The following is a 14326-nucleotide window of genomic DNA, read 5'->3' on the forward strand; positions in this document are numbered from 1 at the left end:
ATCAATTTGAAACTAACTTTTTCTTCGCCAGCCAGCTAGATAGACCCAAGAGGCTTAATCCCAGGCTCAAGCTAGGTTCTGGAACAGCGGTGACATCATCGTTAGATTCGGGTTCTCCATGTATCGTGAATTGAAACTCCCAATTAAATTCATTCCATTTAATGTTGTCATCTCCACGCAAGAAAGAATTACCATATTGGGGCGCTACCCAGCCCCATGTGTCAGCTTCGTTAACTGTATCGTTGACAATAGATAATAGATACTGTCCAGCCTCTAGTGTCAAGATGTCAAAAGTGGCGGAATAATCGAAAATTTCCAGCCGGACTCCGGAGGTATTGATTCCGAGAATATTACCGCTATTTACACGAGTAACATCGATCCTGTTGAAATCCAACAAAGGCTCAATTGTAGGAGAACCATCAGAAAACTCGAAAATACGCAGCGAAAAATTATCATTCATCGGTGGTGTACTCTCAGGAGAATATATGCCACTCCAGCGGATTTCTTGGATATTGAAATCATCGTTGAGGATAAAATCATCTCCAGCTTGTTGTTCTCCACCGCCAAGAATAGGTGAACTGTTAAAATCGCTGAAGATTGCGGCGGCACCTGCAATATTGGCAGGAGTAATACTTGTCACTGTTGCCAAGACGGTAGTGCTAGCTCCGAGAATCAATTTATGATAGACGCTAACCATGGGAAAATTAATCCTAAATTATTAGTAAAACTTATTGAAGGAATTAAAGTCCTCTATAAGTAAAAATACACCCTCCTTTGGCAGTCAGTCGTGAAGATTTTATGAAGAGGTCAAGACCATCACCATCAAATTCACTAGAGGTGGAAACCAGTGACACTCTCTGGTATCTGGGAATTGACTTCAGCACCACCGGGCTGTCGGCTGTGGTGTTGAACAAAAACACAGGTCAGCACTACCCTTTATATTGGCAACAGGAATCGTCAACCACCAATCCCAATTCTGGCGATCGCCTGTTTCGCCTACCGACACAAACCTGCGCCAGTCCTACCTTGGCAAACGCAGCAGGAATAACGGTGTCCACGGTTAAACCCTATTTACCGTTGGCAATTCCTTACTATTGCCCAGAACGTCGTCAATGGGAACCGATGTTAGTGTTACCCGATGGACAGGTTCCTCTCTATTGGGTGCGGCGATCCTTACAGGCAATGTTAGCCACTTTAACCCCAGAGACTATTCGCACCAAGATGCCATTCCAAGTAGGGGCGATGGGTCTAGAATCAGACGTACTAGCAGACGCTTTAGCACAACTCGCAGGTGTCGTTGTCAGTTATCCAGCCGATTGGGGCGATACCTACCAGATTAATGTCCGAGAAGCAGTATTGGCTGCCAAGTTAGTCAAGGAATCGCCACAAATTGTCTTCTTAGAAGATGCGATCGCCTCCCTCTTAGCCGCTTTTCCCACACCTGAACCCGCCTCTCCCCCCTTGACGCCTCAATCTACTCCACTTGGACGGGGCTGGACGTTAGTGATCGATAGTGGCGCAACCACCACGGAATTGGCATTAGTGGATTTGCCTTACAATCCCCGCCAATTAACCTACGCCGATTTTAATCTTCAAAGTTGGTCTTATGCAGGTGAGGCGATTAATCAAGATATTATATGGCAGCTAATCTACCCGCAGATGTCTGAGGCGCAATTAGCCCAACTGAATCTTAGCCAGGATTTAGAACCACCCTTACCGGGTCAACCTGACCCCAAACGACGCGATCGCGCTTTATTTGAGTTACAACATTCGACCTTAGGACAGGCGCTACTCAAAGCGGCGGAATACTTGAAGTTGATTTTGTCACACAAAGCCGAATTTACCCTGGAATTGGGTACCTATCAATGGACGGTGCAGCAAAAAGAGTTTAATAGTGCCATTATCACACCGTTTATTGAACAACTCAACCAACAGGTTAACAAGCTGCTGATTCAAGCCGGACAATCCCAACAGGCGATCAGACAAGCGATTTGCACAGGAGGAAATGTAAAGTCCAAACGAGTTAAGCAGTGGCTTCAGGACAAATTGCCTAACCCTAAACTGATTCAAGACAGTGAACGCCCCCAGACGTGGGTCGCTACCGGATTAGCCCGGTTCTCCCTGTATCCTCATGTCTTTAATCGTGTCCAGCAACAGTATAGTGACTACTTTCTGCTGTCAGAACTGCTGAAGGCATTTCCCTCAACAGAGAAGGAATCAGCGACTCGGGATTATAGTCTGGCAGAGATTCGGCAACGGTTAGAACGTCAAGGTCTCAATACAGTCGCCTGTGATGAACGGTTACTGGGGTTTTTGCACGGTCAGTTACCGTCAGGGTTAATCCCTGAGTGCGATCGCCTACGGGGGTTCTCTTCAGCTTCTCTCCCAGATTTTCCTGATGCTGATCTGGCTGAGGTCAACCTGTTTTCGCCCACAGGCGATCGGCTGTATCGTGCCAATTTCCCACAACACGAACGTTTGCGTCAATATCTTAAGCTTGTGGGATCGAGTCTGTCTCAAACCTTTGATGAGCCTTTAATTATTAATTTTTAGCATTACTATAAGTAGACCCTATAAGCAGGAATTTTTTTTAACATTCTTACATTACCATAGTGTGTCTAAATCAGTTGTGAAATAGCAACCCTTACCGATTAAGCGTTTCAGTCCCATCCATGTTCATAAATCATTTAGACTCGCTCTAGCTATATAAGATGATCTTACCTCTTTAGATAGATGCCTAAAGCTAACGCCACAGAAAATGTATCACAGATTACATTCAGTTTTAAGCAGAAATGGTTAAGTAACGCAAACTTTGTTCATCCCAATTCATCATCTTTATAATATCTTCATAAAAAAGGTCGATAATTGTAAAGACTTCATGAAGTGTATCCAAAGGACTATGTTTTTTTAGACAAATTCTCAATAATATAGAGCATGATAATCGGCTAAAAACTTACAACTTGTAATACAACTGAGTTTCAACTGTGTTTAGTACATCCAACTGTTCCCCATCCTTGGCGGGTGAGTCCCTCGTTCTCACACATTCCCCTCGGTTACGTGTGCCGCATCGGTCTGCAATGTGTAAAATTAAACGTCTCATGGATATTTTGGGAGCCGTGGTTGGCTTGATCCTGACTGCCTTTCTTGCCATACCAATTGTGATCGCCATCCAGATTGACGATCCTGGTCCGATCTTCTACCGTCAACTTCGCTGTGGTCTGCGAGGTAAACCCTTTCGCATCTTAAAATTTCGTTCAATGGTTGTAGATGCTGATCGCAGGCAACATTTGGTGCAAAATCAGGCAAAAGGTCATATCTTTAAAAATACCAACGACCCTCGCATCACTCGTGTAGGTCGGTTTTTGCGGCGCACCAGCTTGGATGAATTGCCTCAATTTTGGAACGTGCTTAACGGCGAGATGAGCTTAGTCGGGACTCGTCCGCCCACCCTGAATGAAGTACAACACTACAAGCCGCATCATTGGCAACGATTGAGAACTAAGCCGGGAATGACTGGAGAATGGCAAGTCCATGGTCGCTCTAGTGTGATCGATTTTGAAGATATTGTGTCGCTGGATCTGGCGTATCAGCGCAAGTGGTCTCTTATCTATGACTTACAGCTCATTCTGAAAACTATCGCTGTAGTCCTGAAGAAACAAGGAGCGTATTAAATCGACGTGTATCTCGGTTTAAATTTCTGTTGCCGAAAATAATTCTTTGTCATTTTTCAATCCTTAATATTTAAACAACATCCAGCAATTAAAGTTTTCTAATCCTAACTCGATTAAAGTAAAAAAATAATGTTCAGGGACAATTGTAGGGGCGGGTTTAGGAACAATCGTAGGGGCGGATTTAGGGAATCAATCGTAGGGGCGGGTTTAGGGACAATCGTAGGGGCGGGTTTAGGGGCTAAATTCAGCTATTCACCATTAACGGAACAACAAAACCCGCCCTCCTCACCGATAACGGAACAACAAAACCCGCCCTCCTCACCATTAACAGCCAAACAAAACCCGCCCTCCTCACCGATAACAGCCAAACAAAACCCGCCCTCCTCACCGATAACAGCCAAACAAAACCCGCCCTGCCCACCGATAACAGCCAAACAAAACCCGCCCTGCCCACCGATAACGGAACAACTTGCACCCGCCCTGATTCATAAATCTGATGACACTACCCACATGGATTACATTTTCTCGATTACTGGGACTGCCCTTTATTCTATACGGACTGCATGATCCCACGGATCAGACGCGCTGGATTTGTCTGGCAATCTTTCTCATCGCCGCAGGTACGGATTGGTTAGATGGTTATCTGGCGCGGAAACTGGATCAAGTTACGGATTTGGGAAAATTTCTTGATCCGTTAGTGGATAAATTATTAGTCTTAGCCCCCCTTTTAGCCTTAATCGAATTGGGTCAAGTTCCCGCTTGGGGCGTGTTTCTAATTTTAGGGCGGGAATTAGCGATCGCGGGTTGGCGAGTAAACCCCAATTTGACCCAGGAAATTAGTGGCGCAAATATTTGGGGCAAACTTAAAACCGTAAGTCAAATTACAGCAATTGCCCTATTAATTGCACCACTTCCGCCAGTGTGGGAAATGCCATCCCTGGTTCTATTTTGGTTATCGGTTGTCCTCACCCTAGTTTCTGGCGGAATTTACCTTGTGCCTCAACTTGCGGCTAATATTTGGTCATCTAAGGAGAAATCCACCTTCGCTTCGTGACGCCCAGATGCTACGTAATCATTTTGGAATGAGTCCTTCAGCCCCGATATCAAGTCATATTCCGGTTCCCAATTGAGTTGAGTCTTGGCTTTATGGACATCGGCAAAAAAGTGTTGGGTTCGCAGGGGGAAGGCTTTGCGCTTGCCCAAATCAAATTTTCTGGGATTGTAATGTAAGAGGTCAAACTCCTCCGGAGATTTACCTGTGGCGACAATACAGGCATTTGCCAAGCCGTCAAAGGTTACATAGCGATCGCCGGATACATTATAAACTTGTCCAATGGCGTGCTGGTTCCCCAGTACCAGAGACATGGCACGGGCTAAATCTTTACAATGTCCCAGTTGTGTGATATAGAAACCACTACTGGGAATTAGGATCGGGCGATCGCGAACAATACGGTCGAAGAACCAGGCTTCTAAATCATTGTAGTTTTGAGGTCCATAGATATAGGTTGGACGAATCGCGGTAAAGGGAATTCCTTGGGCGTCTAGATACGCTTCCGTCTCATGTTTTCCTTTGTGACGGCTTTTGGGATCAACGGGATCGCCTTCTACATGGGGCATTTGGTCAGATTGTAAATAGACTCCCGCCGAACTCATATAGACAAAATGCTGTACTTTGTCTTTAAATATTTCAACTAGGGGTTGAGTGTCACTGAGTTCCCGCCCGTTATTATCAAAGATGGCATCAAACGCTTCTCCTGACAGCTTTTCCTTGAGTTGGATGGCGTCTTTGCGATCGCCATGAATCTGTTGTACCCCTTCGACAGGGGCGGGTTTATTCCCTCGGTTGAACAGTACCACCTCATGTCCTTGTTCAACTAAGATTTTGGTTAAGTAGACTCCGATGAAGCGAGTACCACCCATGATTAAAATTCGCATGATTATCCTTTGTGTCTAATCCCGTATGGAAATTTTACGACTCAAAACCACTCTATCGATTTTAGCGCCACAGGAAAAGAACGAAGCACCAGAGAATTTGATTTGCCAATTCTAGAACGCAATCCCACCTTTCAAGACGTCCAGGTTAAGCAATCACGCAATCTCTCGATTGCCGAGAACAGAACATTTCGCTAAACTGGCTCCAGCTAGGGAAATGTTAGTCATGGGCAATCGGTCTGATTTTTTTTTAGTCGGCTGTCTTGAGATATAATTCCGTATAGATTCTGTCCGATATCGATTAGGACAAAGTAGATAATCCAATGGCAATTTTAATCCGGTTAACTCCATATTGGGAATTATGGCATCTTTGTCGAAGCTGAAGCAAATTGTCGCCTCATCTTCAAGTACATGCAACTCGCGGATTACCTGAAACCTAAAAACCTAAACAATATTCTTGATTCTTTCACCGACAAAAATCCATTTTCGCGCAGGAAAATTACCAAGGGTAAAGAATCATTGTATACACTATCTATGACTCGTTGAAGGCTTCTTTTTCTAACCAAATAAAGTTCTAAAATTAGAGAGTACAATCCTAATTCATCAGTGCGGTGACTAGCCGCGACTAAATAACCTTTATTTACCCAGAAAAAATGATTAGTTTTGTCGGTCAAAGTTAGCAAACCTGTTTTTTTACTGCTCTGTAAATATTTAATGATTTCAGCTAAAGAAAATTCCGTGAAATCGCCCTTAATGCTCATTAGATGGACAAAAGAAAACAGCACTATATTAAGTGATGTAAACCCCCCTCAAACCCTTACTGTTCCCTCCTAATCTCAACCGTTAACTTTAATAAAAGTCCACCTACTTAGAGAAATAGGCATAGCCATACCCTCTACAGATTTTGCTTAAGCAAAAACCACAGTTCGATTTCCATAAACTAACACCTGATGGCATAAATGTAGGCGTACTGCCCTGGCTAATACCACCCGTTCTAAATCTTTCCCCTTGCGAATCAAATCCGCTACATTATCCCGATGACTAACTCGCACGACATCCTGTTCAACAATCGGACCAGCATCCAATTCTGGGTTAACATAATGAGCCGTTGCGCCAATAATTTTTACCCCACGTTGATAGGCGCGATGGTATGGTTTTGCTCCCGTAAACGCGGGTAAAAAAGAGTGATGAATATTGATAACGTGAGGAAATTGTGCCATAAATTCCGGGCTAAGGATTTGCATATACTTAGCTAGAACCACCAGATCGATAGTATAGTGACGTAGCAATTCAAGCTGTTTCGCTTCTTGTTCAGCTTTATTGTCTGGAGTAATCGGAATGTGGTGAAAGTCAGCGCCAAACTCTTCGCTAACCGTTTGCAAATCGGGATGATTGCTAATAATCAAAGGGATTTCCGCCGCAAACTCCTGGGCTTTTTGCCGCCAAAGTAAATCGAACAGACAGTGATCTTGCCGACTCACCCAAATGGAAACCCGAGGCACGCTATCGGAGAAATAAAGCTGCCACTTTGCCTGTAAAGGTTGGGCAATTGCTGCAAATGCTGGGTCAATCAACTCCCGTGATAGGTTAAAATCGTCTAACTGCCACTCGATACGAGTGAGAAACAGCCCGGCGGCAAAGTCAGTGTGCTGATCGGCATGAATGATATTGCCGCCGTTAGCATAAATAAAATTGGCAAACTTGGCAACCAGTCCCGGCTGATCAGGACAGGAGATTAGCAGTGTAGCCGTTTTGGGTTGATGCTCTCCCTTGGTCATTTTTCTTCCCTGTAGCTGAAATTCATTGCTGAGAATGCAGTGATTCTATCAATTTATTCCGTAAAAATTCTATAGGCTAAACCAGAAAACCCTTATCGATGCTTTCCTTGATGAATCCAAAGCCGATGACACCGCCAATCATTGGAATTACCACCTATAACTACAAGCCAACGGGAAATTTTTATTCCCCGGCGGGTTATACTCAGGCAGTCCAGTCTGCTGGAGGGATACCCATTTTGCTTCCGCCTGTTCAATCTGATCCTGCGGTGATCCTGAAGCAGGTGGATGGGTTAATTTTTACAGGGGGGGGTGATATCGATCCCGATTTCTACAACGGTTCCCCTCATCCGACGATTTATGGCACTGATCCGGAACGAGATCAGGCTGAATTGGCACTGGCGAAACTAGCATTGGCGAAACAAAAACCTGTTTTGGGGATTTGTCGCGGCTTAGAAGTGCTGATGGTAGCGAGTGGGGGTGATTTAGTCCCCCATTTGCCAGATGAATTTGGGGAAGATATCCTGCATCGCGAGGAAATGCTGAAACCGAGTCAGCATACGGTGCGGATTTATGCCGATAGCCAACTGTCTGGAATTATGGGAGAGGAGGAACTTACTGTTGTCTCTTGGCATCATCAAACCGTGCGTACAATACCTTGTGGTTGGCAGATTGTCGCTAAAGCCGAAGATGGCTTAATTGAAGCATTAGAACATAAACAGCATCCTTTTGCGATCGCGCTGCAATGGCATCCGGAACTCTCTGTCCCAGATTCGAGACATTTTTCCATTTTTCAAGCATTGATTCAAGCCGCAGGCTTTGATCAAGACAAATTCAACCCGAATAGTTTTCATTTGCAGACAACAGGTTGGGGATGTGGATGAACTGACCTAAACCGTGACGGTTTTTGGGATAATTGCCAATTTTAGGATAGTTTATGCATAAATCAAATAATTTTGATTCGTTAAATGCATAAATTATCCTAATTTTATGCCTAAATATACGAAACTGCAAAGTATAGCACTCCTCGATTGAGTGGCAGATATTGCAGTGAGTAATATGATTAATCGATTCATTCCGGAGGAACTGGCGATCGCGCCTGGGTATCCTGCCGGAACTCCTCCTCATCTAACTTTGAGAGAGGTATCCATTGATGGCAATACCTCCGTCCAGATTTGGTCGCCTAAATCAGATGCCATCTTGCTACCTGAAGAGGTAAACCTACTTAGGAGCGATCGCCTGCGTGTAGAAGTGATATGCTCTAGATTAGTTTGGTTACTTGGAGCAAATTGTTCAGAAAATGATGACTATTTAGGAGCTAGCGACAAGTTAATTTATCAATGGGAAGATGTTACCTATTTTGCGGGTAAATATGGATTTAAACCTAATGTTATTGATATATTGTTTTGTCCTTCAACGATTCGCCCGATTTATGGATCATCAGTCCAACGATTCGGCACACATTTGCCAAACACCCCGGTACAATGGGTTATGGAACCCGCCTGCTGGGAAATATTTTTCCTGGAAATTAAACCCGTGGTTGGGGGCTTTAAGGCTGAACCACGCAGCCAACTTTTATCGGTTATCGTTTGGACAGGTCAACCGATTAGTAAAACGGTAGTCGATACCTGATTGTTCGGATAAGCTGTCATGCATCTAAGTAGGTGGACACAATTAAAGTTAGCGGTGGAGATTAGGGAACAGGGAACAGGGAACAGGGAACAGTAAGGGTTTGAGGCTTGTTTACATAACTTAATCTAGTTAAGTTTATTTCCACCAACCTACTTAAATTGGGTATTAGTAGCGAGCAAGATGCTCCATGTATAGCACTACGCACTAAGGTTAGGATATAAAAGAAAAATTCAAACCCATCTTCCCCATCTTCCCTATCTCCCCCATCTCCCCTATCTCCCCCATCTCCCCCATCTTCCCCATCTCCCCCATCTCCTTGTCCCCCTAACGCGGTAGATTCAAGTCAGCATCTATAATTTATTGGGTGAGGATACAAGAACATGAAGCGCCGCCATTTTCTCAAATACACCAGTCTGGCAAGCACAGGATTGGCCTTTGCTGCTTGTAACTCGGGGAATCTGTCCACCTCCCAAAAGAATAACTCTGCTGAGTCCTCATCCGCCTCAACTGTTGACTTTGGCAAACTCGAAAAAACGTACCTAAACCTCGGCATTATCCCGATTACCGAAAGTGCGCCCCTGGTTATCGCCCAAGAACTAGGCTTTTTTGCTCGCTATGGACTGAATGTTAGCCTGAGGAAGCAAGACAATTGGCAGCAAATTCAGGATGGCTTACTCGACTACCAGTTAGATGCGGCTCAAGCCTTGTATGGAATGCCAATGATGGCACAATTAGGCTCAGAATCCGCCCCCATGATTGCCCTGATGGTACTCAATCTTCATGGCAGCAGCATTACCTTATCTCCCAAAGCCTGGGACGCGGGAATTCGACCAGCGATTGAATATTTTAACTTTCAGGAGTTTGCTGATTCCTATCGCGAGTATGTTCGCAAATTCCAGGAACCGCCTATTTTTGCTACTGAGTCGAATGCTTCCATGGATTATTACATTAGCCGCTATTGGTTAGCCGCGATGGGACTTAATCCGGAAAGTGAGGTTGAATTTATGGAGATTGCCCCCTCCCAAATGATTTATAAAATTCAAGCCGGGGTGATGGATGCTTACAGCAGCAGTGAACCCTGGAACCAACAGACAGTTTTACAGGGAAATGGATTTATCGGCAATATCTCTCAGAATATTTGGACGGGACATCCGGGAAATGTGCTAGCCACAATGCAAGCTTGGGTGGAGGAACATCCAACAACTGCTAGGGCTTTAGTTGCGGCAATTCTCGAAGCCTGTCAATTTTGTGAGCAAGCCAACAATCGTCGCGAAGTTGCCCAAATTCTTGCCCAAAGCAGATATCTGGATACGGAACAGGACTATATCGAACCTGCTTTATTAGGCAACTATAGTTATGGTGGGTTTGACAACCAGGAACGGCTGGAAACGATTCCTAATTTTTATCGGTTTTATGGTCAAAATAGCGATGATCCAGAAAAGCCGAATCCAGTCAATTATCCCTGGCGTTCTCATGGGATGTGGTTGCTGACTCAGATGATTCGTTGGGGTCAAATTGAGCAACAAGATTATCCCAAAGATGCTGATGAAATCCTGGAGGAAATTTATCCGTTAGACGTTTATACAGAGGTGGCGGAGGCATTGAAAATTGAGATACCCAGTGATCCGATGAAAGTCGAACCTGCTACCGTTTTTATTGATCAACGCCAATTTGATCCGAGTGATCCGATTGCTTATCTGAATAATTTTGAGATTCAGGCATAAGCCACTTCAACTTCGCTCAACCCACCAACATTAAATCAGTGACATTCTACTTAAGGTGAATGGTACTGACTTTAGAGTTTGTAGTAAGCGCTTTAGCGCTTCTGGCACTTTAGTGCCTACTACGAACCCAGTTTAAATCAGTGACATTCTACTTAATGTAAATTTACCGTCCAAGAGGTAATCTGTTATTGTGTCTTTTGAATCTTACAAAAATATTGGCGAAGTCTTAAAAGAGTATGAAATTACTTCCTCAGAAACGAACTATATTATCGAAACTGAAATTGCTGTTCGAGAATCCTTTAGAGAGGATTTAGAGTTTTGTCTGCGAGAATTAACCTTTGAAGAGTCAGACTATGCTGTTTGTGAAACGATTATTTTTCCAGTTCTGAAAGAGCTTTATCGCCTTTATCGAGATAAGTTTACTTTGTGGAGCCACAAGTCGCTGATTTATAATGAAAAATTATCAGGTGTATTTGACTATATCATAGCCAAACGATCGCCTCTGGGCAAAGAAATATTTGATTAGCCATTTTTTGTGGCTGTTGAAGCTAAACGGGATGATTTTATTAAGGGATGGGGTCAATGTTTAGCTGAAATGGTGGCGATTCAGAAAATGAATGACCAATCTGAACAGCAGACGATATATGGAATCGTATCTAATGGTCAGCTTTGGCAGTTTGGCAAACTCCAAAACAATCGTTTTACCAAGAATTTTGTAGCCTATACGATATATAATCTTGAACAACTTTTTGCAGCACTGAATTATGTGTTTAGACAATGCGAACTGGAATTAGAGGCAATCACAGATGGATGTAGGGACAATTCATGAAATTGCCTCAAAAAAGATTCTGGAGGAGCGATCGCACACCCATGGGTGTCAACTTAAGCCACATTACCCACGATAGGATACTGGGTGTGGGGTATGGGGTGTGGGGTGTGGGGGAAAGCGAGCAATTTTGGCTCACTATGTATTAAAGTTTCCTGTTTGGAAAAAACGTGGATGAATAGGTGAGGTGAATGGTGGTAGGTATGAGGTTTTTTAGCCGACAACAGACAATTCCATCCCGACACCCGACACCCGACACCCTTGCTCAACCGAGCTTTCACCTTAAGTTGACACCAATGTCGCACACCACGCACTCCAACCTAATGCCATCAGCATCAGTATTGAACTGAAGGACAAAATCTCGACCAACCTGCTCAATTGCAACATCGTCAAAGTCTTGGGAAAGCTTTAATCCCAGCACCACGGAAATTCTGTTTTGCCCTTTCTGAATTCCCGTCCAAGGTCTAACGTATATATTGAGTCGCTGTTCCAGAGCGATGACCAATCCGATCGCATGACCTTCCAACCAACCGCAGCAGGCTCTCATTCGATCTTCTCGGACGGCTGGTGGTCATCGTCGATACGATATTGCTGACTTAATTGGCAATAAATCGGGTAACGAATTAACCGTTGGTTATGCCAGAGTATCTAGCCACGACCAAAAAGACGATCTCGCATAGACAAGTTTTAGTCTTAGAAAGTTACTGTGCCAAACAGGGATGGGAATTTGAGATTATTCAAGATCTCGGTAGTGGCATGAACTATAAAAAGAAAGGACTGATTAGATTAGGTTACTTTCCCCCCTAAAAGATAGGTCATGAAGGTTGATCGCCTGCATCACTCGCCACTGTTGCATCGGGTGTTGCCGATTCTAGCTCCGGTGGCAGATGATTGGTGATTAAGGAACTCCAGTGAGGTATCCCACCTGAATCAAATTCCATCTGCAAAATTGACGCATTCGGTACTCGAAATCCTCGCGAAAATCCCAAAAGCCGACGCATGGCAACGGCATCAATTACCGTTGGGGAAGCCAAAATCTGCCACAGCATCGCTTTGATAAAAAATCCATGTGAAAAGACAACCACAAAACCGGATTGTTGTTGCAACTGGTTCAGAGCAGTTCGGACTCGTTCCATCAGTTGAACAAGCGACTCAGCGTTGGCTCCATCGACATATTCAGGGTCGCAGCGATCCCAGTAAGCTTTGCTCAGAGGTTTGCGAATCAAAGGTGTGGTTGGTTGGTCGAGCGGTAGGCTGAGATAGGTAAATTCCTGAATTTGCCAAACCTCAATGGGTGTATGTGGAAATTGTTCAATCAATGGTTGAGCCGTGAGTTGCGTTCTGAGATAAGGTGAAGTCACAATCAAGTCTGGAGACTGTTTAACGGTGGTTGGAATACATTTTGATTGTCGGTAGCCCAATTCACTCAAGCCATTGTCATGGGACCCGATGGTTGGCAACCCAGCATTAGAGCAACTTTCAGCATGACGAATAATCCAGATAGACACGGTTTGATATTCCTTCTTGTTATACCTAACGTAACGGTTTGTAGCAGTTCCAGTTGATGTTTACCAAACGTTTTTTCAATACGAATTTACTCAAACTGCGGTACAACGGTATCAGGTCTTGACTGCTTGAGATAATCACGTCGCAGTTGAACAATGCCCATGCAACCAATATGCGATCGCCCGATCTTGTCAGTCAGGTTGCGGGATGAAACCCAACACTCATCACGGCTTCTCCACCTCAGCCATAACTTCGATAACTTCTGCCTCGCTGAACAACATGATAGCTTGCAAAATCAAGCCCAGGTTCTAGATGACTTTAGATAACTTGTTTGAGGTGGTGTCGCAGGCGTGAAAGATGCTTGTCAACGTCGCGCTAACCCAGCAAAGACGGCACTTGTTGCGAACATGATTAAGCTATAGATGGCGGCTGGAATGGCTATGCTTGGCGTGTTTAAGAAAGTTGGTGCGCTGGCAATGGTAATGGCTAAAGTACCGTTTTGAATGCCGACTTCTACCGTAATGGCTTTGGCGCTGCGGATATCTAACTTAGCCAAGGTGGCGAGTGTAAACCCCAGTAGCATTGTACTCACATTCAAAGCGAGGGTAACCCAGCCCACTTTCAAGAAGAAGCTGGCAACATTAGCGCGTTCTGCTGCCAACAAACCCACGATAATTAGGGCTAAAAAGAATAGAGAGAGCCACTTAACCCATGTTTCCACCTGTGCGGCAAAACGAGGAGCATAGTGGTGAATTACCATGCCTAATGTCACTGGAATCAGGGTAATGACAGCAATTTGAATGACTGTGGTCAAGAAGGGTAGCTGTAGGATAGTAGCCTCCCCCAGAAAATGCTGCATCGCTAGGTTAACGACCAAAGGAATTGTAAATACTGTAATCACGCTGCTAATTGCCGTCAGCGTAATCGATAGGGCAACGTTACCCTGTACTAAGTAGGTGACTAGGTTGGATGTGGGTCCGCCAGGGCAAGCCGCTAAAACCATCACGCCAACCGCCAATTCTGGAGAAAGCGGGAAAAGGCTAGCCAGTAAAAAGCCGACTACGGGCAGCATGATAAGCTGAGCAATGAGTCCGAGAATTGCGGCTTTGGGTTCAACTAATACCCGCTTAAAATCACTGACAGTCAACCCTAATCCCATGCCCAGCATGATGATAAATAGGGCTAAAGGGAGAAAAATTGCGGTTAAAACGTTTGATTCCATTACTGCTGTACACACTCCTTACGTTGACAGCGCCCGTA

16 protein-coding genes and 2 pseudogenes are annotated in these 14326 nt (G+C 44.5%); 9 read left to right on the forward strand and 9 right to left on the reverse strand.

Annotated features, from left to right (window positions below; all coding sequences use genetic code 11):
• Position 1 precedes the first annotated feature (1 nt).
• A complete protein-coding gene (locus RIE73_RS32095) occupies positions 2 to 697 on the reverse strand; it encodes a hypothetical protein (RefSeq protein WP_446405029.1) in 696 nt (231 codons plus the stop codon).
• A gap of 101 nt (positions 698 to 798) precedes the next feature.
• Here RIE73_RS32095 and RIE73_RS32100 point away from each other — a divergent pair, with 101 nt between their 5' ends.
• The gene (locus RIE73_RS32100) at positions 799 to 2553 is read left to right on the forward strand and encodes a hypothetical protein (protein WP_446405030.1); all 1755 of its coding nucleotides are present in this window, start codon (positions 799 to 801) and stop codon (positions 2551 to 2553) included.
• Between the two features lie 524 nt (positions 2554 to 3077).
• Positions 3078 to 3671: a sugar transferase gene (locus tag RIE73_RS32105; protein WP_446405031.1), complete on the forward strand. Its 594-nt coding sequence runs from the start codon at positions 3078 to 3080 to the stop codon at positions 3669 to 3671.
• Positions 3672 to 3915: 244 nt separating this feature from the next.
• On the opposite strand, the gene RIE73_RS32110 is transcribed toward RIE73_RS32105, so the two are convergent.
• Positions 3916 to 4146, reverse strand: coding sequence for a hypothetical protein (locus RIE73_RS32110; protein ID WP_446405032.1), 231 nt, complete (start codon positions 4144 to 4146; stop codon positions 3916 to 3918).
• 21 nt (positions 4147 to 4167) lie between these two features.
• Here RIE73_RS32110 and pgsA point away from each other — a divergent pair, with 21 nt between their 5' ends.
• Positions 4168 to 4725 carry a CDP-diacylglycerol--glycerol-3-phosphate 3-phosphatidyltransferase gene (gene pgsA, locus RIE73_RS32115; RefSeq protein ID WP_446405033.1) on the forward strand — a complete coding sequence of 186 codons (558 nt, stop codon included), beginning with the start codon at positions 4168 to 4170 and terminating at the stop codon, positions 4723 to 4725.
• Here the strand turns inward: pgsA and RIE73_RS32120 are convergent.
• The 4 genes from RIE73_RS32120 to purU all read right to left on the reverse strand — a co-directional run bounded on the left by RIE73_RS32120 (position 4671) and on the right by purU (position 7381).
• Entirely contained in the window at positions 4671 to 5606 is a 936-nt protein-coding gene (locus tag RIE73_RS32120; protein WP_446405034.1) for an NAD-dependent epimerase/dehydratase family protein, read from the reverse strand. The genes pgsA and RIE73_RS32120 overlap by 55 nt on opposite strands.
• Before the next feature lie 153 nt (positions 5607 to 5759).
• The gene (locus tag RIE73_RS32125; RefSeq protein WP_446405035.1) at positions 5760 to 6020 is read right to left on the reverse strand and encodes a hypothetical protein; all 261 of its coding nucleotides are present in this window, start codon (positions 6018 to 6020) and stop codon (positions 5760 to 5762) included.
• Positions 6021 to 6028: 8 nt separating this feature from the next.
• Entirely contained in the window at positions 6029 to 6364 is a 336-nt protein-coding gene (locus RIE73_RS32130; protein WP_446405036.1) for a DUF4388 domain-containing protein, read from the reverse strand.
• A gap of 147 nt (positions 6365 to 6511) precedes the next feature.
• Entirely contained in the window at positions 6512 to 7381 is an 870-nt protein-coding gene (gene purU / locus RIE73_RS32135; RefSeq protein ID WP_446405037.1) for a formyltetrahydrofolate deformylase, read from the reverse strand.
• A 110-nt stretch (positions 7382 to 7491) separates the two neighbouring features.
• On the opposite strand from purU, the gene RIE73_RS32140 reads away from it, so the two are divergent.
• From RIE73_RS32140 to RIE73_RS32160, 5 genes and pseudogenes are all read left to right on the forward strand, one after another.
• The gene (locus RIE73_RS32140; RefSeq protein ID WP_446405038.1) at positions 7492 to 8262 is read left to right on the forward strand and encodes a gamma-glutamyl-gamma-aminobutyrate hydrolase family protein; all 771 of its coding nucleotides are present in this window, start codon (positions 7492 to 7494) and stop codon (positions 8260 to 8262) included.
• A 175-nt stretch (positions 8263 to 8437) separates the two neighbouring features.
• Complete coding sequence (locus RIE73_RS32145) at positions 8438 to 9010, forward strand: hypothetical protein (RefSeq protein WP_446405039.1); 573 nt, start codon at positions 8438 to 8440, stop codon at positions 9008 to 9010.
• A 380-nt stretch (positions 9011 to 9390) separates the two neighbouring features.
• A complete protein-coding gene (locus RIE73_RS32150) occupies positions 9391 to 10734 on the forward strand; it encodes a CmpA/NrtA family ABC transporter substrate-binding protein (protein ID WP_446405040.1) in 1344 nt (447 codons plus the stop codon).
• A 190-nt stretch (positions 10735 to 10924) separates the two neighbouring features.
• Positions 10925 to 11563: pseudogene (locus RIE73_RS32155) on the forward strand (hypothetical protein).
• The gene (locus RIE73_RS32160; RefSeq protein ID WP_446405041.1) at positions 11560 to 11709 is read left to right on the forward strand and encodes a hypothetical protein; all 150 of its coding nucleotides are present in this window, start codon (positions 11560 to 11562) and stop codon (positions 11707 to 11709) included. The pseudogene RIE73_RS32155 and the gene RIE73_RS32160 overlap by 4 nt, the downstream one beginning before the upstream one ends.
• Before the next feature lie 128 nt (positions 11710 to 11837).
• Here the strand turns inward: RIE73_RS32160 and RIE73_RS32165 are convergent, their stop codons facing one another.
• On the reverse strand, positions 11838 to 12107 hold the full coding sequence (locus tag RIE73_RS32165; RefSeq protein WP_446405042.1) for a hypothetical protein: 270 nt from the start codon (positions 12105 to 12107) through the stop codon (positions 11838 to 11840).
• Between the two features lie 13 nt (positions 12108 to 12120).
• Between RIE73_RS32165 and RIE73_RS32170 the strand changes: the two are divergent.
• Positions 12121 to 12349, forward strand: a pseudogene (locus tag RIE73_RS32170) (IS607 family transposase); the annotation flags it as partial.
• A 26-nt stretch (positions 12350 to 12375) separates the two neighbouring features.
• Here RIE73_RS32170 and RIE73_RS32175 read toward each other — a convergent pair.
• Both RIE73_RS32175 and RIE73_RS32180 read right to left on the reverse strand, forming a co-directional pair.
• Positions 12376 to 13068 carry a histidine phosphatase family protein gene (locus RIE73_RS32175; protein WP_446405043.1) on the reverse strand — a complete coding sequence of 231 codons (693 nt, stop codon included), beginning with the start codon at positions 13066 to 13068 and terminating at the stop codon, positions 12376 to 12378.
• 362 nt (positions 13069 to 13430) lie between these two features.
• Positions 13431 to 14288: a bile acid:sodium symporter family protein gene (locus RIE73_RS32180; RefSeq protein WP_446405044.1), complete on the reverse strand. Its 858-nt coding sequence runs from the start codon at positions 14286 to 14288 to the stop codon at positions 13431 to 13433.
• Positions 14289 to 14326 lie beyond the last annotated feature (38 nt).

The organism is Coleofasciculus sp. C1-SOL-03, from assembly GCF_040220555.1.
Classification (GTDB): Bacteria; Cyanobacteriota; Cyanobacteriia; order Cyanobacteriales; family Coleofasciculaceae; genus Coleofasciculus.

What these genes read in the sequence shown, in the direction of transcription:
- RIE73_RS32095 (WP_446405029.1), bottom strand. Translation starts at nt 697, where the DNA reads ATGGTTAGCGTCTATCATAAATTGATTCTCGGAGCTAGCACTACCGTC.
- RIE73_RS32100 (WP_446405030.1), top strand. Translation starts at nt 799, where the DNA reads ATGAAGAGGTCAAGACCATCACCATCAAATTCACTAGAGGTGGAAACC.
- RIE73_RS32105 (WP_446405031.1), top strand. Translation starts at nt 3,078, where the DNA reads ATGTGTAAAATTAAACGTCTCATGGATATTTTGGGAGCCGTGGTTGGC.
- pgsA (WP_446405033.1), top strand. Translation starts at nt 4,168, where the DNA reads ATGACACTACCCACATGGATTACATTTTCTCGATTACTGGGACTGCCC.
- RIE73_RS32120 (WP_446405034.1), bottom strand. Translation starts at nt 5,606, where the DNA reads ATGCGAATTTTAATCATGGGTGGTACTCGCTTCATCGGAGTCTACTTA.
- RIE73_RS32130 (WP_446405036.1), bottom strand. Translation starts at nt 6,364, where the DNA reads ATGAGCATTAAGGGCGATTTCACGGAATTTTCTTTAGCTGAAATCATT.
- purU (WP_446405037.1), bottom strand. Translation starts at nt 7,381, where the DNA reads ATGACCAAGGGAGAGCATCAACCCAAAACGGCTACACTGCTAATCTCC.
- RIE73_RS32140 (WP_446405038.1), top strand. Translation starts at nt 7,492, where the DNA reads ATGAATCCAAAGCCGATGACACCGCCAATCATTGGAATTACCACCTAT.
- RIE73_RS32145 (WP_446405039.1), top strand. Translation starts at nt 8,438, where the DNA reads ATGATTAATCGATTCATTCCGGAGGAACTGGCGATCGCGCCTGGGTAT.
- RIE73_RS32150 (WP_446405040.1), top strand. Translation starts at nt 9,391, where the DNA reads ATGAAGCGCCGCCATTTTCTCAAATACACCAGTCTGGCAAGCACAGGA.
- RIE73_RS32160 (WP_446405041.1), top strand. Translation starts at nt 11,560, where the DNA reads ATGAAATTGCCTCAAAAAAGATTCTGGAGGAGCGATCGCACACCCATG.
- RIE73_RS32165 (WP_446405042.1), bottom strand. Translation starts at nt 12,107, where the DNA reads ATGAGAGCCTGCTGCGGTTGGTTGGAAGGTCATGCGATCGGATTGGTC.
- RIE73_RS32180 (WP_446405044.1), bottom strand. Translation starts at nt 14,288, where the DNA reads ATGGAATCAAACGTTTTAACCGCAATTTTTCTCCCTTTAGCCCTATTT.